Source organism: Sulfitobacter sp. SH24, assembly GCF_965641895.1.
Taxonomy (GTDB): Bacteria; Pseudomonadota; Alphaproteobacteria; order Rhodobacterales; family Rhodobacteraceae; genus Sulfitobacter; species Sulfitobacter dubius.
The window spans coordinates 3,049,921-3,066,409 of sequence record NZ_OZ282575.1; the positions used below are offsets into that span (position 1 = coordinate 3,049,921).

Consider the following 16,489-nt stretch of genomic DNA (forward strand, 5'->3'; position numbering starts at 1 on the left):
AGAGGAAATTCAATGTATACAGTCATCGGCGGCACCAAGTCCCGCGCGTTTCGCGTTATGTGGATGCTCGAAGAATTGGGCCAACCCTACACGTTGAACCCCGCAGCACCCCGTTCGGAGGAGGCGCGCAAATACAACCCTTCGGGCAAGATCCCCGCGCTTGTGGACGGCGATGAGGTGCTGACCGATTCCCTCGCGATCATGACCTATCTGGCCGACAAGCACGGCGCGCTGACTGCCCCCGCAGGCACGCCCGAACGCGCGCGGCAGGATGCGATGACCTTTTGGCTGATTGACGAATTCGACGCCGTGCTTTGGGCGGCTGCGAAACACAGCTTTATTTTCCCCGAAGAAGCGCGTGTGCCAGCAATCAAAGACAGCCTAAAGGCCGAGTTCGAACGCGCGGCCAATGCGCTCTCCGACCGCCTTGAGGGACCGTTTCTCATGGGCGATCAGATCACCGTCCCCGACCTGCTGGCGGTACATTGCATCAACTGGTCCATCGGCGCGAAATTCCCGCGTGTGGATGACAGGCTGAACCTCTGGGCCAAATCCCTACGCGAACGCCCCGCTTTCGTCGCGGCGATGGCCAAGGAAAATGGTTAACGCCGCGCCCATTCCACAGCATGGCGGCCCGCCCAATGGCCGGTCGCTAGACAACCGTTGATCAGATAGCCGCCCGTGGGCGCTTCCCAATCCAGCATTTCCCCGGCGGCAAAGACGCCCGGCACCTCGCGCAGCATCAGCCCGTCGTCAAGCGCGTCGAGCCGAATGCCCCCCGCCGTCGAAATCGCCTCATCCATGGGGCGCAATCCGGCGTGGGCGATGTGCAGGTTCTTTAGCAAGGCGGCCAGAGCTTCGGCATCCTGCGGCAGCGGGCGCGCCATTTCTTGGAGCAGCGCAATCTGTGCGGGGGTCAGTTTTAACCGCTTGCGCAGGTGGTTCGCCTGACTGTCCTTGCCGCGCGGTTTCGCCAGACGCGCCGCCACGTCGCCAACCTGCAAGTCCGGCAACAGATCAAGCGCCAGCCCATGTCCTTCACGCAGCCCGCGCGAGACGGAATAGATGCCACCACCCTCCAGCCCTTTGGCTGAGATCACCGCCTCCCCGCGAGAGTGGTAGGGGCCGGCAGACCATGCCCCCCCCTTTAGCGCCGCGCCGAAATGGCGGGTCATATGCGGCGACCAATCGACCAGCAGCCCGACATTGGCCGGGGCGAAATCCCGCAGGGCCACCCCGCGCTCCGCGAGAAGAGGCGCCCATGCCCCCGTTGCGCCAAGCCGCCGCCAACTTGCACCGCCAAGGGCTAGCACGGTCACATCGGGATCGACCACTTCCCGGCCACCCGGCGTATCAAAGCCCAAGGCATCCCCGTCCCAGCCCTGCCACTGCCAGCGGGTGTTGATCGTCACCCCACGCTCGGCCAGCTGCGCCAGCCAAGCGCGCAGCAAAGGGGAAGCTTTCATTGCGCGGGGAAACACGCGTCCGGTTGAGCCGGTAAAGACCTCTTGCCCGAGCCCTTCAGCCCAATCCTGCACCGCTTGGCCATCAAACGCCTTAAGTATCGGACGCAGGGCGGGGCTTGCCTCCTGAAAGGCTGCGAGGAACGGGTCGAACGGCTCTGCCTTGGTCAAGTTCAGCCCGGATTTGCCCGCCATTAGAAACTTCCGCCCAACCGAGGGTTTTGCTTCACAGAGCGTCACCGACAGCCCTGCATTCACCATGACCTCTGCCGCCATCAACCCGGCGGGGCCGCCTCCGATAACCAGCGCGCTCTTCATCGACGGGTCTGCGGGTCGAAGACGCCGCCCTCTGGCGCGCACATTTCTTTGATGCCGCTGGCGATCTCGGCAGGTGCTGCAAGTGTATCAGCGGCGAGCTGGGCGGCGTGGGTAAGCAGGTCGTCCCCTTCAACGATGCGGTCGATCAGGCCAAAGGCCAGCGCTTCTTCCGCCGTGATCTTTTGCCCGCCCATCAACATCAGCTTGGTTCGCGCAGGGCCGATGAGCGCCGCCATCCGTGCCGGGTCCGAAGGCTGCGGCAGAAAACCGAGCTTCATCACCGGATAGAAAAACTTCGCCCCCGGCACCGCGATGCGCAGATCGCAGGCCAGCGCCATGCCCATCGCACCACCCGCCAGCGTGCCGTTAAGGGCGGCGATGCTCAGCCCCGGCAAGGCCGCCACCGCGCCCGAGAGACGTTCCCAAACATCCGATTTGGCAAGTCCCGCGCGGGCCTCGTCAAGATCGGCCCCGGCGCTGAACACCTTGCCACGCCCCGTGAGGATTACCGCGCGGGCGGTCTGCGCCGCTTCCATAATCTCGGCCAGTTCGACCAGCATGGCATGGGTCAGGGAATTGGCCTTGTCGGGGCGGTTGACCGTGATGGTCCAGATGTCGCCTGCGCGGTCGAGCTCGATCATATGAGGCCCACCGCCTTGCGGATGTCTTCGTCCCGCAGGGAAATCTCATCGCCCAAGAAACGATCCGCTTCGGGGCCACACATCCACAGCAGAGCCCGCGCAGGCCAATCGGCGGGGATATGTACGTCCCAGTCAAGCTGGCTTACCGGGTTTACGCCGCTTTGTTTGATGTCGCGCTGCATGTCGGTCGCGACCGTGCCGGGTGACAGGCCGATGGCGCGGATGCCATTGCCGCCCTCTTCGTGGTGCAGGCATTGGGTCAGCATATTCGCCGCGGCCTTGGAGGCGCAGTAGTGGCTCCATGCCTCGACCGGACCGTGGGCCGCCCCGGAAGAGATCGTGAGGATCGTGCCGCCGCCCCCGTCTTTCATCACCGGAAGGGCTGCACGCATCCCATGGAAGACGCCGGTCACATTGATGTCGACGGCCTTGGCCCACTCGGTCGGCTCGGCTTCGGCCAAAGGTGAGATCGGGTCGATGACGCCTGCGTTGTTGATCAAGACATCCAGCCCGCCAAATGCCTGCCGGGTTGTTTCCACCGCCGAGGACATCTCGTTATAGCGGGTCACATCGCAAGGGATGGCGATGGCCTGTTTGCCCAACTCCCCCGCCAAATCGGCGATGGCATCCTGACTGCGTGCAAGCAGGGCCACATTGCCGCCCGCTTTGGCAAAGACACGCGCGGCCGCAGCGCCGATGCCCCGGCTGGCGCCGGTAATCATGATCGTCTTGCCTGTCATATCCATGTGATGATCCTTCCGCTAACTTTGTCATTGCTTAAGTGCTGTGGTAATCCGCCGATCAATCAGGGTCCAGCCTCGCGTGGCTTGACCCTGCGCAGGGAATGGCAGACTCTGCGCCTAACTCATTGCCGAAAAGGATTTTCTGATGTCCCGCATTCCCACAGCATCGCTGTTTCTCTCCCTCCCGGTTACGCTGGCATCGACGACCCTTTGGGCCGATCTGACCCCGGCAGAAGTCTGGGGCGACTGGCGCCAATATATGGAGCGCATGGGCTATCAGGTCGAAGCCCAAGAGGCCACGGAAGGGGATGACCTTACCGTAAGCGACGTGACCCTGAAAATGGACATGGCCGAAGACGGCGGCGATTTCTCCATGTCCCTCGGCACGCTGAACTTTGAGCAAGAGAGCGACGGCGCGGTTAACATCCTTATGCCTGATGTGATGCCGATGACCATCAACGTAGCCCCCGAAACACCCGAGGATGAGCCGGTGTCGATGGTGCTAAACTACACCCAGACCGCCCCGGTAATGCGCGCCAGCGGCAGCCCTGATGCGCTGCAATATAACTATGCCGCCGACACGATCTCGCTCACGCTGGCGGGTCTGAAGGTTGGCGAGCAAAGCTACACTGAAGAGCAGGCCAAGTTCAGCCTAACCGGGACCGGCGTCAGCAGCCGGACTGAAATGAGCGGCACCGAGACGCGCAGCTATGAGCAATCGGGCCGCATCTACAACCTGACATATGACGTAGTGATGAAGACCCCCGATGACCCGGCGCGCGTCGCGATGAACGGTGGTTTGGCACAGGTTGTGTTTGACGGCAGCGGCGCATTGCCGATGATCGACGCGGGTTCGGATATGGCCGCGATGATGCGCGCAGGCCTGACCTTTGACGGCAGCTTTACCGCTGGGGCGGGCAGCACCGAGATGGAAGTTTCAGACCCAGAAAATGGCGACTTCGGCCTGATCAGCAGTTCTTCGGGCGCGAAGCTGGGTGTCAGCATGGGGCCAGAGGGGCTCGCCTATAAGGGCGGCCAGCAGGACATCGATGTCAATGTCACCGCCGCTGACATGCCCTTCCCAATCCAGTTCAGCATGGCCGAAAGCGCCTTTGACATGAAGATGCCGATCATGGTGACTGACGAGCCGCAAGACTTCGCCTTCGGCGTCACGCTCGACAGTTTTGAAATGTCGGACATGATTTGGGGCATCTTTGACCCCACCGGCCAACTGCCCCGCGATCCGGCGACATTGGTCGTCGATATTTCGGGCAAGGCCAAGATGCTGTTTGAATTGCTGGACCCCGAAGTCGCATCCACCATGGGCGATCAGGCACCGGCAGAGATTCACGAGTTGACCGTGAATGAGGTCACCCTTGACCTTGCTGGCGCTGAATTCGACGCGACGGGCGCCATCACATTCGACAACGACGGCATGAGCGGCGCCCCCGGCATGCCCCAACCCGTCGGCTCGCTGGACCTGTCGCTGATCGGCGGCGTGACATTGCTCGATAAATTGGTGACCATGGGTCTGGTCCCACAAGAGCAGGCAATGGGCGCGCGGATGATGATGGGTCTCTTTACCGTACCGGGCGACGGCGAAGATTCCTTGACCTCAAAGATTGAATTTACCGAAGACGGCGGCATCCTCGCCAATGGTCAGCAAATCAAATAACCCCACAGCGCTGGCTTTCCCGCGCTCTCTCAACTGGGGAAATACAGCGTTGCCCTTGCCCCCTGCGGGGCGGGGGATTACCCCTTTTGCAACCCAAGCGGAGCCAAACCATGCCAGAAGCCCTTGATGCATTGACCAAGTCCCTTTTGCAGGCGGCCACCAAGGCCGGTGCGGATGCGGCCGATGCAATGGCGATCACGGCAAGCTCTGTCTCGATCGAGGTGCGCGGCGGGGCGCTGGAACAGGCGGAGCGCTCCGAGGGGACGGACATCGGTCTGCGGGTTTTCGTCGGGCACCGCTCGGCCAATGTTTCGGCCTCTGACACATCGTCGCGCACGATTGATGAAATGGCCGAACGCGCTGTTGCCATGGCTCGCGAAGCACCCGAAGACCCCTATTCCGGGCTGGCCGATCCCGATCAACTCTCTGCCCGCCGCGATGCCGAAGGGCTGGAGCTTTGCGATCCAACGCCCGAACCCTCCCCCGAAACCCTGCAAGATGACGCCGCCCGCGCCGAAGCCGCCGCGCTGGCCGTGAAAGGCGTCAGTCAGGTGCAATCGGCGGGCGCAGGCTATGGCGCGCAAGAGATTTACCTCGCCGCGACCAACGGCTTCGAGGGCGGCTACGCCCGCAGCGAACGCGGGCTGTCCTGTGTCGCCATCGCCGGCAGCGGCACGGGGATGGAGCGGGATTACGACGGCGACAGCCGCATCTTTCAGGCTGACCTGCGGGATGCCGGGGACATCGGTGCACGTGCAGGCGAACGCGCGCTGGCGCGGCTGGGTGCGCGCAAACCACCGACCGGCAGCTATCCGGTGCTGTTCGACGAACGCATCGCCGCGTCGCTGATCGGGCATCTGCTGGGCGCGATCAACGGTCAGGCGATTTCGCGCGGGGCGTCCTTCCTGCGCGATGCGATGGGGGAGCAGGTGCTGCCCGAAGGTCTGTCCCTGATCGAAGACCCGTCCCGCATCCGTGCCACCGGCTCACGTCCTTTCGATGCCGAAGGGTTGCCGACCCAGCAACGGGCCATCGTTGAAAAAGGCATCCTGCAAGGCTGGACGCTCGACCTTGCCACGGCCCGCAAGCTGGAGCTTACCCCCACCGGCAACGCCGCGCGGGGCCCCGGCTCTGGCCCTCAGCCCTCCAACTGGAACATCGCGCTGACCCAAGGGCAGGCCAGCCGCGACGATCTGATCGCTGAGATGGGCACGGGGCTTTTGGTGACCTCGATGATCGGCAGCACGATCAACCCCAACACGGGCGACTATTCGCGTGGGGCCTCGGGCCTCTGGGTCGAGAATGGCGAGATCACCCATGCGATCAACGAATGCACCATCGCGGGCAATCTGCGCGACATGCTGCGGGCGATGATCCCCGCCAATGATGCACGCACCCATCTGAGCCGCGTTGTGCCCTCGCTGCTGGTGCCGGGAATGACCCTTGCCGGTGCCTGAGGATGACCTCGCCCTTTTAATCGACGCGGCCCGCAAGGCGGGTGCGGTCGCGCGCGGCTTTGTCGGGGCCACGGCCAAACGCTGGGACAAGCCCGATAACGCAGGACCGGTAACCGAGGCCGATCTGGCGGTGAACGATCTGTTGCTCGCGGAACTGCGCGGCGCACGGCCCGGCTATGGCTGGCTGTCGGAGGAGACCGAGGACAATACCGAACGGCTGGGGCATGAACGGGTCTTTATCATCGACCCGATCGACGGCACCCGCAGTTTCGTCGAAGGCTCCGACACATGGGCGCATTCGCTGGCGATTGCCGAGGCGGGTCAGGTCACGGCGGCGGTGGTCTACCTGCCGATGCGCGACATGCTCTATGCTGCCAGCCGGGGCGGTGGGGCCACGCTGAACGGCACGCCGATCCGTACCTCCGAGGTGAGCGATCTGGCCGAGGCGACTGTACTTGCCGCCCGCCCCGCGCTGGTGGCCGAACGCTGGCACGGCGGCGCACCGCCTGTGTTCAAACGCAGCTACCGTCCCTCGCTTGCCTACCGCATGGCGCTTGTGGCCGATGCGTCTTTTGACGCGATGATCACCCTGCGCCGTACATGGGAATGGGACATCGCCGCAGGGACGCTGATCGTGGCCGAGGCGGGCGGCACCTGCGCCACCACCAAGGGCGCGCCGCTTAGGTTCAACAACCCGGACCCGCGTGTCGATGGCATCGTGGCGGGTGGCCCAATGGTGCAGCGCGCGCTGATTGACGCCCTTGCGTGACCGGCCCCATCTGCTAGGCACTATGCGCAGCACCGCAGCTTTGACAGATCAAAGGACAGCTCCATGACCCAACGCCTGCACCTTGTTTTCGGTGGCGAACTTGTCGATCCGACCAAGAACGCGTTCAAGAACGTCGACGACATCCATATCGTCGGGATCTTCCCCAACTACGCCAGCGCCTATGACGCATGGAAATCCGAAGCGCACCGGACCGTGGATAACGCGCATATGCGCTATTACATCGCCCATCTGCACCGCCTGCGCGACGAAGAGACCTCGGCCTCACCCACCGAAGAGCTGGAATAAACCACCATGGCGGCGCGGTCGCTGGGGCTTGCAGCCTATCGCGCCCTCGTGCGCCGCGGCGGGGCCGAAGACGCACCGCCCTATGCCCCCCGCCCCAAAGGGGAGCTGGTCTGGATGCATGCCGCCGAGGCGGGCAACGTGCTGGCCGTGCTTGACCTTGCCAAACGGTTCATGGCGATGCGCGACCGGGTCGCGGTGCTGGTCACCCTTTCGGAAAGCGCGGCTGCGCAAGACCTGCCAATCTGCGACACGCGCGATCTGTTCATCTTCCCTGCCCCCGGCGAACACCCCGACAATGTCGCGCGGTTCCTTGACCACTGGCGGCCCGATTTCTGCCTGTGGACATGGGGCGGGCTGAGGCCCAACCTCGTGTTGGAAACCGCAGAGCGCGGCTGCCCCATGATGATGATCGACGCCGACAGCGCCGGTTTCGATGGCCGACGGGACCGCTGGCTGCCTGATGTGACGCGGCAGTTGCTAGGGGCTTTCGAACAGGTGCTGGCCCGCTCCCCCGCCGTGCTGCGCCGTCTCGTGCAACTGGGCCTGCCGCGCAGCAAGGGAGAGGTGACATCGCCGCTGCTGGGCGGCGGTCAGGCGCTGCGCTGCGCGGAATCGGATCTGGCGGATATGTCGGCCTGTCTGGTCGGGCGTCCGGTCTGGTATGCGACGCAGGTGCTGGCCGAAGAGATACCGGTCATACTCACCGCCCATCGCCAAGCACTGCGCCTGTCGCATCGGTTGCTGCTCATCTTGCACACCCATGACTACCCGACCGCCGATATCGCCTATGATCGCGCCCGTGCGCGCGGCTTCACCACGGTGCGATGGGGCGATGACCCCTACCCTGACGAGACGACGCAGGTCATGGTGGCGGACGATCCGGGCGATCGGGGGCTGTTCTTTCGGGTGGCTCCGGTGTCCTTCCTCGGGTCTTCGCTGGTCTCGGGCCACGGCGGCTGCGATCCCTTTGAGGCGGCGGCGCTTGGCTCGGCGGTGCTCTACGGCCCCAAGGTGAGGAACTTCCTACCCTCCTACGGGCGGCTGGCGACAGCAGGCGCGGCGCGGATCGTCAACGACGCGGGCGCCCTTGGCAACGCGGTGTCGCGGTTGATCGCGCCGGATCAGGCCGCCACCATGGCCCATGCGGGCTGGGACGTGATCAGCGAAGGGGCCGAACTGGCCGATAGGGTGATTGAAATGGTGCAGGACCGGCTCGACGAACAGGCGGGAGCATCCCATGCGCGCGCCTGATTTCTGGCACCTGCCCCGCCCCGACTGGCGTGCACGGTTGCTGCAACCGTTAGGCGTGCTTTATGCTGCGGCCACCGCGCGGCGGCTGGCCAGCGGCACGCCGCTGCGCTTGGGCATCCCGGTGATCTGCGTCGGCAATATCAACGCGGGCGGCACCGGCAAGACGCCCACGGTGATGGCGGTGCTGCAATACCTGCTGGAGCGCGGCCACCGCCCGCATGTCGTCTCACGCGGCTATGGCGGCACGCTGGAGGGGCCGGTGCGGGTTGACCCCGTACAGCACAGCGCGAATGAAGTGGGCGACGAGCCGCTGCTGCTCGCCGCATTCGCCGATGTTTGGGTGGCCCGTGATCGTGCAGCCGGTGCGCGGGCGGCAGAGGCGGCGGGGGCCACGGTGGTGGTGCTGGATGACGGTTTTCAGAACCCCGCGCTGGTGCAGGATCTGAGCATCGTCGTGGTGGACGCGGTCAAAGGGTTTGGCAACGGCCTCTGCCTGCCTGCCGGGCCGTTGCGCGAGCCTGTCGCGGCGGGGCTGGCGCGGGCTGACTTACTGTTGTCGATTGGGGCTGACGCAGCGCAGGCAGCTTTTGCAGAAAGGCTGCCAAAGACCGATCTCCCCCACGCGCGCGCCGAACTCGCCCCACTGCAAACCGGAATGGATTGGTCGGATTCCCAAGTGCTCGCCTTTGCAGGCATCGGCCACCCTGAGAAGTTTTTCGCCACGCTGCGCGGGCTGGGGGCCACGATCCTCCACGCCGAGGCGCTGGAGGATCACCAGCCACTGACGCCACGACTGATGCTGCGGCTAAAGACCGAGGCCGCGATGCGCGGGGCGCAGCTCGTCACTACCGAGAAAGACGCGGTGCGCCTGCCGATGGAGTTCCGCGCAAAGGTGCTGACCCTGCCGGTGCGCCTGTCCCTGCCCGAAGGCAATGCGCTGCATACAGCGCTGGACAGGCTGCCACCGCCTTAGGCCTTATTGTCTTCGCCCAATTTCGGCGCGGGCCGGTGCAGCGAAAGCTCGGCCCCTGAAAAGGTGAAAGGCGACCGCAGCCCCGGCACACCGTCGAGTTCGATCTGCATGCCCCGCGCCACGACCTGCGGATCGGCCATGACATCGGCCATGTCGTTGATCGGCCCGGCGGGCACGCCATGCGCTTCGCACGCCGCCAAAAGATCATCGCGGCTGCGCAGACGGGTCGCCCCGGTCAGGCGGCGGATCATCTCGGGCCGGTTGGCGACACGGTCGGCATTCTTGAGGTACTCGGGCGCGGTGGCCATGTCATCCAGCCCCAGCAACTGACACAGGCGCTGATATTGCCCGTCATTGCCCGTGGCGATGATGAGATGGCCGTCGGAACACTCAAACACCTCATAGGGCGTCAGATTGGGATGCGCGTTGCCCATCCGCGTCGGCGCCTTGCCGGTGGTGAGATAGTTCATCGCCTGATTGCCGGTGATCGCCACGGCGCAATCGAGCAGGGCCATGTCGATATGCTGGCCCACGCCGGTTTGGTGACGCTGATGAACCGCCGCCAGAATCGCGGTACTGGCATAGACCCCGGTAAAGATATCGGTGATCGCCATGCCGGATTTCTGCGGCTGGCCGTCCGGCTCCCCGGTGATCGACATCAGGCCAGACATGCCTTGGATGATGAAATCATAGCCCGCGCGATGAGCGTAAGGGCCAGTTTGGCCGAAACCCGTGATCGAACAATAGATCAGCTTGGGAAATTGCGCAGACAGGCTGGCATAATCCAACCCGTATTTCGCTAATCCCCCGGTCTTGAAATTCTCGATCAGAATATCCGCATCGGCCAAAAGTTCTTTGACCTGCGCCTGACCTTCCTCAGTGCGGAAATCGACGGTGACGGAGGCTTTGCCCCGGTTCGTCGAATGGAAATAGGAGGCGGTAACATCCTCGTCCCGGGTGACGAAGGGCGGGCCCCATTGGCGGGTGTCATCCCCCGCCGGGCTTTCCACTTTGATCACCTCGCATCCGAGGTCCGACAGTGTCTGACCGGCCCAAGGGCCGGCCAGAACACGCGCCAATTCGACGACTTTCAGTCCTGCAAGCGGGGCGGTCATTAGCCAGCCAGCGCTTCGTCGAGGATTTCCTTCATGTCAGCATAGGACATGTTGGAGTGTTTTTTGCCGTCGATGACAAAGCTCGGTGTGCTTGAAATGTCATCCTCTTTGGAGTTCTCGGTGTACCATGCCACCAGCGCCTCGGCTTTTTCACCGTCTTTCAGGCATTCGTCCAACGTCTCGTTGTCAAGGCCAGCCAGACGGCCAATCTTGCGCAGCTCGTCGACGATGGCGGCAGGTTCGCCCGCGCGGGTCCATTCGCTTTGCGATTTGTAGATCAAGTCGGCGATGCCAAAGAACTTCTCCTGACCGCCGCAGCGCGCCACCATGGAGGCCCAGAGACCGTAGCGGTCGAAATAGACTTCGCGGTAGATGAACTTGACCTTGCCGCTGTCGATGTAATCGGCCTTCAGCTTTTTGAAGGTATCGTTGTGGAAGGTCGCACAATGCGGGCAGGTGAAGGAGGCGTATTCGATCATCGTCACCGGCGCGTTTTCATCGCCCATGACCATCTCGGTGATGCCTGAGGTATCCACATCGGCTTCGGTCGTTTGCGCGTTCGCGGCCCCAACGAAAGGTGTCAGCGCGGTGCTGCCAAGGGGGGAGGAGCCGAAGCTGCTTGCGGCAAACCAGCCACCGACGCCGAGTGTGGCGAGACCGCCAAGGATTACGTTTCTGCGATTCATGAGATGTTCCTTTGTCTGTTACGTCAGCTTTAGGTTGGTCAGCTTTAGGTTGGTCAGCTTTGGTTCTTGTTCAATATGTTCTCGCCCAGACGTGCAAGGGCTGCGCGCAGCCCTTCGTCGGCCACGGGCTGAGCGGCTTCGGCTGCTTTGCGTTGCAATGCAGGGCTCGGAGCGGTCTTTTCGCGCTTGGGTTTATGATCAAACGCCACTTGCCCTTCGGCAAAGCCTGTCGCCGCTGTCTGGGTGATCCGCACCCGCGCGATGGCGTTGTAGCCGTAGACCGCGTTGACCCGCGCGCGCAGTTGCTCTTTTTGCATCTCGAGCATGGGCGCATTGGCCCCGGTGGTCAGCAAGGTCAGCGTGGCACCGATGCCTTCCTTGCGGCCATAGCTGACCTCAACCGGGCGTGAGATGGCGGCGGTCGCTTCGCCCACGATCTCGGTCCAATGGGTCAACAGACGCGATTGCGCAAAGCCACGGGTCTCGCTTGCCTTGCGAATCTGCTGCGAGAGCAGGCTGTCGGTGCGTTTAAACCCTTTTGTAGTTGTACGACGTGGCGGCATGGCTTTGTTTCCCGAATGTGCTGACATACATAACCATTTGCCCCAGCGTCACCAGCCCCTGCCCTGTGGAAAGGCCTAAACATTGCGTGAGAAGACATCCGTCAGCAAGCTGCCGCCGATCCTGCTGGAATGGTACGACACCCACGCCCGCGCCCTGCCGTGGCGGGTGCCGCCGCACGACCGGATGGCAGGTGTCACGCCCGATCCCTACCGCATCTGGCTGAGCGAGGTCATGTTGCAGCAGACCACCGTGGCCACGGTAAAGGACTATTTCACGCGGTTCACCGCCCGCTGGCCGGATGTCGCCGCCCTTGCCGCCGCCGAGGATGCCGATGTGATGGCCGAATGGGCGGGCCTTGGCTATTACGCCCGCGCCCGCAATCTGTTGAAATGCGCGCGTGCGGTGGTGGCCGAGCATGGCGGCAGCTTCCCGGCGGATCACGACGCGCTGCTGAGATTGCCGGGGATCGGACCTTATACGGCGGCGGCGATTTCTTCCATCGCGTTCGATCTGCCCCATGCGGTGCTTGATGGCAATGTCGAGCGGGTGATGGCGCGGGTCTATGACATCCACACGCCCCTGCCCGCTGCGAAGCCCGAGCTGATGGCGCGGGCCGTCGCGCTAACCCCGCAGGACCGGCCCGGAGACTATGCCCAAGCGGTGATGGATCTGGGCGCTACAATCTGCACGCCAAAGTCCCCCGCCTGCGGTATCTGCCCGTGGCGTGATCCCTGCGCTGCGCGGGCGGAAGGCACGGCGGCGCTTTTGCCTAAGAAGACCCCAAAAAAGCCGAAACCGGTGCGGCACGGCACGGTCTATCTGGCGCAGCGCGAGGACGGTGCTTGGTTGTTAGAGACGCGGCCCGATAAGGGGCTGCTCGGCGGCATGCTTGGCTGGCCCGGCTCCGACTGGGTAGACGCATCCGAGCCGCGCCCCGAAGGCACGCCGCCGCTGGCCGCCGATTGGCAGCCCCTGCCCGGCGAGGTGCGCCATACCTTTACCCATTTCCATCTGATGTTGACGGTGCAGCACGCGCGGGTCGGCCATGATACCGCGCCCCGAAACGGCGAGTTCATCGGCCAAAATCAATTCAGCCCCAGTGATCTGCCTACCGTAATGCGCAAAGCCTTCGACCTGACGCGCTAGCGCCGCGTCAGGCTTTGAGCGCCGACTGAACTGCGGTATATCTGGCGCGAAACAGCAAGGTGACCCATGGCAAACCGGATTATCTCTCCACAAGACCTCGCTCGCCTGTCGCGGGCGCTGCCATTCTGGATGTCGCTGTTGCTGATCCCGCTGGCGTGGTTCTGTGCCATGCAGGGCGGCTGGACCATTGCGCTCCTGCCGCTGGTCACGTGGTATCTGTTTTCAATGCTCGACGCGGTGCTGGGGCTGAACCTCGACAACGCGGACCTAGAGGCCACCGAAGATGACCTCTATTGGTACCGCCTTGTCACGCTGATCTGGGCGCCGCTGCAATTTCTCACTGTTTTCGGACTGATCTACTATGCCACCCGCGCCGGACATCTAGACACGGCAGAGCGGATATTCCTTTTCTTCGGCGTTGGCGTGATCACCGGCACCATCGGCATCAACTATAGCCATGAGCTGATGCACCAGCGGAACAAGACCGAACGCCTATTGGCGGACACATTGCTGGCGATGGTGCTCTATTCGCATTTTCGATCCGAGCACTTGCTGGTGCACCACCGCCATGTCGGCACCCCGCGCGACACGGTAACGGCGCGTTATAACGAAGGATTCCACCGCTTCTACCCCCGCGTGCTGCGCGAGTCGCTGACCTCGGCCTTCCAAGCGGAGAAAAACATGCTGGCGCGCAAGGGGCTGCCTTGGACCGATCCGGCCAATCCGTTTTTCAAATACTGGGCGCTGCAAGCCACCTTCTTGTTGCTGGCGCTGGTCTTGGGCGGTTGGAGCGGGCTCGGTCTGTTCCTCGTGCAGGCTGGGGTCGCGATATGGCAGCTGGAGCTGGTCAATTACATCGAACACTACGGGCTCACACGCAAGCATCTGGGCGGCGGGAAATATGAGCACGTCCAGCCACGCCACTCGTGGAACGCGGCGCATAAAGCGTCAAACTGGCTGCTGATCAACCTGCAACGCCATTCCGATCACCACTACAAACCCGACCGACGTTTCCCGGTCTTGCAGACCTACGGCACCGGCGACGCGCCACAGCTGCCCTATGGCTATCCGGTAATGACAATGGCCGCGATGCTGCCCCCGCTGTGGCGGCGCATCATGAACCCCCGCGTGCGCAAATGGCGCGAAATGTACTACCCTGAGATCACCGACTGGAAAGCCTACAACAAGGCCAGCAATCCCCTACCCCGGCTTTAGGCTGCGATTGTTACCAGTGGAGTGGTATTGCGCGAATTTCGCGTTTGAGCTGGCCTGCGTCGACTGGCACGTAGACACCCGTCATTAAGCTAAAGAATTGGTCCTCCCCTATCATTTGGGAGAAGGCGGCCTCTGCCGCGGTGCTCTAACTCTGAGTTCGACGCCCGCTACCTGACCGCCGCACTGCGGGACTTTCAGGCGCGAAAAGGGCGGTTGCATTAGGCCGATCCAACAAAAAAACCCCGCCATGGAGCGGGGTCAAGGTAGGCACCCGTGTGGCTGCCCCTCACGCAGAGGGGCCACGGGTGCCGGCGGTGTTCGAATGTCTGTGGGTGGATCAGTTGGCCATTTCGGCTCTGATCTGCTGACGTAGAATGTCGATGGGGACATTCTTGCCGTCTTTCTTGTAGCACCAATAGGTCCAGCCATTGCAGCTTGGCGCTTTCTCATAGGCCGCGCCCACCTGATGGATCGACCCTTTGACATCGCTGCCGATCAGGGTGCCATCGGCACGGACCTTGGCCTTATGCCGGCCATTCATAGAATAGAGGTTCTCGCCCGGGCGCAGCATGCCGCGCTCGACCAACTGGCCGAAAGGCACACGCGGCTCGGCACGTTTGGAGGTGGTGGTTTGCAGCGCTTCGTTGTCGAATTTGCGCACCATCGAGATGCGTTTTTCGGCAACCTTGCGGTAAGATTCCTCGCGCTCAATGCCAATAAAATCACGGCCCAGCATCTTGGCGACAGCGCCGGTGGTGCCGGTGCCAAAGAACGGATCGAGAATCACATCGCCGGGGTTGGTCGAGCCTACGAGAATGCGGTGCAGCAGGCTTTCGGGCTTTTGCGTCGGATGTGCCTTGTCGCCTGCTTCGTCCTTCAGACGCTCATGGCCGGTGCAGATCGGCAGCACCCAATCGCTGCGCATCTGGATGCCTTCGTTCAGCGCCTTCAGCGCTTCGTAGTTGAAAGTATATTTGCTGTTCTCGCTCTTACCTGCCCAGATCATCGTTTCATGGGCGTTGGTAAAGCGCTTGCCGCGGAAGTTCGGCATGGGGTTGGACTTGCGCCAAACCACATCGTTGAGGATCCAGAAACCTTGATCCTGCAATGCCGCGCCGACACGGAAGATGTTGTGATAGCTGCCGATCACCCAGATCGCGCCATCGGGTTTCAGCAAACGCCGCGCGGCTTTCAGCCAAGCGCGGGTGAAATCGTCATAGGCTTTGAAGCTGGCGAATTGGTCCCATTCGTCATCAACTGCATCGACCTTGGAGTTGTCCGGGCGATGCAAATCACCCCGCAACTGCAAGTTGTAGGGCGGATCCGCGAAGATCAGATCCACCGACTCTGCTGGGAGGGCGTTCATTGCCTCAATGCAATCGCCCGCAACAATAGTGTTCAAGGGAAGCGCCGCAGCGCCCTTTGTCATCGTTTTCATATCTCTGCCTCATTACCCGGCGCTTAAGCGCTCATTGGTTGTGGATAAAATGGGCCATCAACGATTCGTGGTCAATTTCTTTTTTGAATCAATCGGTTAACAAATTGGCTTGATACAAGATATTGTGTACGGGTTTGAACAAACGTCTATGGTGTGGGGTCACACCAAGATCCCGGAGGGCAGCCATGTGGCTTTTCGATCCGTAGCCCATATTGGTTTCCCAGCCATAGCCGGGATGCTGTTGCGCTAAATCCACCATGAGGTTATCGCGCACGGTTTTGGCAACGATAGAGGCGGCTGAGATCGACAGACAGCGGGCGTCACCCTTCACCACAGGTTGCGCCGGAAGGCTCAGATCGCGCGGAAGCATATTACCGTCGATCAATGCGTAGTCCGCCACGCAGGCCAATCCGGCGAGTGCGCGGGTCATCGCCAGATGGCTGGCACGCAAGATGTTGTGTTCTTCGATCTCTTCGACGGTAGCATGGGCCACGCAAACCACGGCCACCGACATGATCTCATCATAGAGCCGCTCTCGGGCGCGGGCGGTCAGCTTTTTAGAATCGTTCAGCCCCTCGGGGATCTGCCCTTCGGTAAAGACCACGGCAGCGGCTGTGACGGGACCGGCCAGCGGGCCGCGACCTACTTCGTCCACCCCGGCGATGGTGCGAAAGCCGCGGGCAGCCGCGCCGCGTTCAAATTCAAAGTCTGGTATCATGGAGGCGGTGA

17 protein-coding genes are annotated in these 16,489 nt (G+C 62.7%); 9 read left to right on the top strand and 8 right to left on the bottom strand.

What is annotated here, in order from left to right; all coding sequences use genetic code 11:
- Window positions 1-12: 12 nt before the first annotated feature.
- Window positions 13-606: a glutathione S-transferase family protein gene (locus tag ACSQ16_RS17595; RefSeq protein ID WP_243262127.1), complete on the top strand. Its 594-nt coding sequence runs from the start codon at window positions 13-15 to the stop codon at window positions 604-606.
- Here the strand turns inward: ACSQ16_RS17595 and ACSQ16_RS17600 are convergent.
- The 3 genes from ACSQ16_RS17600 to ACSQ16_RS17610 are packed head-to-tail and all read right to left on the bottom strand — an operon-like array spanning window position 603 to window position 3,168.
- Window positions 603-1,781 carry a TIGR03862 family flavoprotein gene (locus tag ACSQ16_RS17600; RefSeq protein ID WP_243262126.1) on the bottom strand — a complete coding sequence of 393 codons (1,179 nt, stop codon included), beginning with the start codon at window positions 1,779-1,781 and terminating at the stop codon, window positions 603-605. The genes ACSQ16_RS17595 and ACSQ16_RS17600 overlap by 4 nt on opposite strands.
- Window positions 1,778-2,422, bottom strand: coding sequence for an enoyl-CoA hydratase/isomerase family protein (locus tag ACSQ16_RS17605; protein WP_243262125.1), 645 nt, complete (start codon window positions 2,420-2,422; stop codon window positions 1,778-1,780). Before ACSQ16_RS17605 ends, ACSQ16_RS17600 begins: the two co-directional genes overlap by 4 nt.
- Window positions 2,419-3,168 carry an SDR family oxidoreductase gene (locus ACSQ16_RS17610; protein WP_243262123.1) on the bottom strand — a complete coding sequence of 250 codons (750 nt, stop codon included), beginning with the start codon at window positions 3,166-3,168 and terminating at the stop codon, window positions 2,419-2,421. Before ACSQ16_RS17610 ends, ACSQ16_RS17605 begins: the two co-directional genes overlap by 4 nt.
- A 142-nt stretch (window positions 3,169-3,310) precedes the next feature.
- On the opposite strand from ACSQ16_RS17610, the gene ACSQ16_RS17615 reads away from it, so the two are divergent.
- The 6 genes from ACSQ16_RS17615 (at window position 3,311) to lpxK (ending at window position 9,596) form a co-directional block, all read left to right on the top strand.
- The gene (locus ACSQ16_RS17615) at window positions 3,311-4,840 is read left to right on the top strand and encodes a DUF2125 domain-containing protein (RefSeq protein WP_243262122.1); all 1,530 of its coding nucleotides are present in this window, start codon (window positions 3,311-3,313) and stop codon (window positions 4,838-4,840) included.
- 110 nt (window positions 4,841-4,950) lie between these two features.
- A complete protein-coding gene (locus ACSQ16_RS17620) occupies window positions 4,951-6,297 on the top strand; it encodes a TldD/PmbA family protein (protein ID WP_243262121.1) in 1,347 nt (448 codons plus the stop codon).
- On the top strand, window positions 6,290-7,066 hold the full coding sequence (locus tag ACSQ16_RS17625) for a 3'(2'),5'-bisphosphate nucleotidase CysQ (RefSeq protein WP_243263113.1): 777 nt from the start codon (window positions 6,290-6,292) through the stop codon (window positions 7,064-7,066). Before ACSQ16_RS17620 ends, ACSQ16_RS17625 begins: the two co-directional genes overlap by 8 nt.
- Before the next feature lie 63 nt (window positions 7,067-7,129).
- On the top strand, window positions 7,130-7,372 hold the full coding sequence (locus ACSQ16_RS17630; protein ID WP_067262181.1) for a DUF4170 domain-containing protein: 243 nt from the start codon (window positions 7,130-7,132) through the stop codon (window positions 7,370-7,372).
- A gap of 6 nt (window positions 7,373-7,378) precedes the next feature.
- Window positions 7,379-8,623 carry a 3-deoxy-D-manno-octulosonic acid transferase gene (locus tag ACSQ16_RS17635; protein ID WP_243262119.1) on the top strand — a complete coding sequence of 415 codons (1,245 nt, stop codon included), beginning with the start codon at window positions 7,379-7,381 and terminating at the stop codon, window positions 8,621-8,623.
- Window positions 8,610-9,596 carry a tetraacyldisaccharide 4'-kinase gene (gene lpxK / locus ACSQ16_RS17640; protein WP_243262118.1) on the top strand — a complete coding sequence of 329 codons (987 nt, stop codon included), beginning with the start codon at window positions 8,610-8,612 and terminating at the stop codon, window positions 9,594-9,596. The genes ACSQ16_RS17635 and lpxK overlap by 14 nt, the downstream gene beginning before the upstream one ends.
- On the opposite strand, the gene ACSQ16_RS17645 is transcribed toward lpxK, so the two are convergent.
- Genes ACSQ16_RS17645 through ACSQ16_RS17655 form a run of 3 tightly spaced genes read right to left on the bottom strand, consistent with a single transcriptional unit; the run spans window position 9,593 to window position 11,960 of the window.
- Entirely contained in the window at window positions 9,593-10,711 is a 1,119-nt protein-coding gene (locus ACSQ16_RS17645; protein WP_243262117.1) for a CaiB/BaiF CoA transferase family protein, read from the bottom strand. The genes lpxK and ACSQ16_RS17645 overlap by 4 nt on opposite strands.
- Window positions 10,711-11,397: a DsbA family protein gene (locus ACSQ16_RS17650; protein WP_243262116.1), complete on the bottom strand. Its 687-nt coding sequence runs from the start codon at window positions 11,395-11,397 to the stop codon at window positions 10,711-10,713. Before ACSQ16_RS17650 ends, ACSQ16_RS17645 begins: the two co-directional genes overlap by 1 nt.
- 53 nt (window positions 11,398-11,450) lie before the next feature.
- Window positions 11,451-11,960 (bottom strand): DUF721 domain-containing protein, encoded by a 510-nt coding sequence (locus tag ACSQ16_RS17655; RefSeq protein ID WP_243262115.1) that lies wholly within the window; start codon window positions 11,958-11,960, stop codon window positions 11,451-11,453.
- 82 nt (window positions 11,961-12,042) lie between these two features.
- Here ACSQ16_RS17655 and mutY point away from each other — a divergent pair, with 82 nt between their 5' ends.
- Complete coding sequence (mutY, locus tag ACSQ16_RS17660) at window positions 12,043-13,107, top strand: A/G-specific adenine glycosylase (RefSeq protein ID WP_243262113.1); 1,065 nt, start codon at window positions 12,043-12,045, stop codon at window positions 13,105-13,107.
- A gap of 66 nt (window positions 13,108-13,173) precedes the next feature.
- Entirely contained in the window at window positions 13,174-14,322 is a 1,149-nt protein-coding gene (locus ACSQ16_RS17665) for an alkane 1-monooxygenase (RefSeq protein WP_243262111.1), read from the top strand.
- A gap of 337 nt (window positions 14,323-14,659) precedes the next feature.
- Here the strand turns inward: ACSQ16_RS17665 and ACSQ16_RS17670 are convergent, their stop codons facing one another.
- Together ACSQ16_RS17670 and ACSQ16_RS17675 are read right to left on the bottom strand one after the other, a co-directional pair.
- Window positions 14,660-15,760, bottom strand: coding sequence for a site-specific DNA-methyltransferase (locus tag ACSQ16_RS17670; RefSeq protein ID WP_243262110.1), 1,101 nt, complete (start codon window positions 15,758-15,760; stop codon window positions 14,660-14,662).
- 88 nt (window positions 15,761-15,848) lie between these two features.
- Window positions 15,849-16,478, bottom strand: coding sequence for a ribonuclease HII (locus ACSQ16_RS17675; protein WP_243262108.1), 630 nt, complete (start codon window positions 16,476-16,478; stop codon window positions 15,849-15,851).
- Window positions 16,479-16,489: the final 11 nt, after the last annotated feature.

What these genes read in the sequence shown, in the direction of transcription:
- ACSQ16_RS17595 (WP_243262127.1), top strand. Translation starts at nt 13, where the DNA reads ATGTATACAGTCATCGGCGGCACCAAGTCCCGCGCGTTTCGCGTTATG.
- ACSQ16_RS17600 (WP_243262126.1), bottom strand. Translation starts at nt 1,781, where the DNA reads ATGAAGAGCGCGCTGGTTATCGGAGGCGGCCCCGCCGGGTTGATGGCG.
- ACSQ16_RS17605 (WP_243262125.1), bottom strand. Translation starts at nt 2,422, where the DNA reads ATGATCGAGCTCGACCGCGCAGGCGACATCTGGACCATCACGGTCAAC.
- ACSQ16_RS17610 (WP_243262123.1), bottom strand. Translation starts at nt 3,168, where the DNA reads ATGGATATGACAGGCAAGACGATCATGATTACCGGCGCCAGCCGGGGC.
- ACSQ16_RS17615 (WP_243262122.1), top strand. Translation starts at nt 3,311, where the DNA reads ATGTCCCGCATTCCCACAGCATCGCTGTTTCTCTCCCTCCCGGTTACG.
- ACSQ16_RS17620 (WP_243262121.1), top strand. Translation starts at nt 4,951, where the DNA reads ATGCCAGAAGCCCTTGATGCATTGACCAAGTCCCTTTTGCAGGCGGCC.
- ACSQ16_RS17630 (WP_067262181.1), top strand. Translation starts at nt 7,130, where the DNA reads ATGACCCAACGCCTGCACCTTGTTTTCGGTGGCGAACTTGTCGATCCG.
- ACSQ16_RS17635 (WP_243262119.1), top strand. Translation starts at nt 7,379, where the DNA reads ATGGCGGCGCGGTCGCTGGGGCTTGCAGCCTATCGCGCCCTCGTGCGC.
- lpxK (WP_243262118.1), top strand. Translation starts at nt 8,610, where the DNA reads ATGCGCGCGCCTGATTTCTGGCACCTGCCCCGCCCCGACTGGCGTGCA.
- ACSQ16_RS17645 (WP_243262117.1), bottom strand. Translation starts at nt 10,711, where the DNA reads ATGACCGCCCCGCTTGCAGGACTGAAAGTCGTCGAATTGGCGCGTGTT.
- ACSQ16_RS17650 (WP_243262116.1), bottom strand. Translation starts at nt 11,397, where the DNA reads ATGAATCGCAGAAACGTAATCCTTGGCGGTCTCGCCACACTCGGCGTC.
- ACSQ16_RS17655 (WP_243262115.1), bottom strand. Translation starts at nt 11,960, where the DNA reads ATGCCGCCACGTCGTACAACTACAAAAGGGTTTAAACGCACCGACAGC.
- ACSQ16_RS17665 (WP_243262111.1), top strand. Translation starts at nt 13,174, where the DNA reads ATGGCAAACCGGATTATCTCTCCACAAGACCTCGCTCGCCTGTCGCGG.
- ACSQ16_RS17670 (WP_243262110.1), bottom strand. Translation starts at nt 15,760, where the DNA reads ATGAAAACGATGACAAAGGGCGCTGCGGCGCTTCCCTTGAACACTATT.
- ACSQ16_RS17675 (WP_243262108.1), bottom strand. Translation starts at nt 16,478, where the DNA reads ATGATACCAGACTTTGAATTTGAACGCGGCGCGGCTGCCCGCGGCTTT.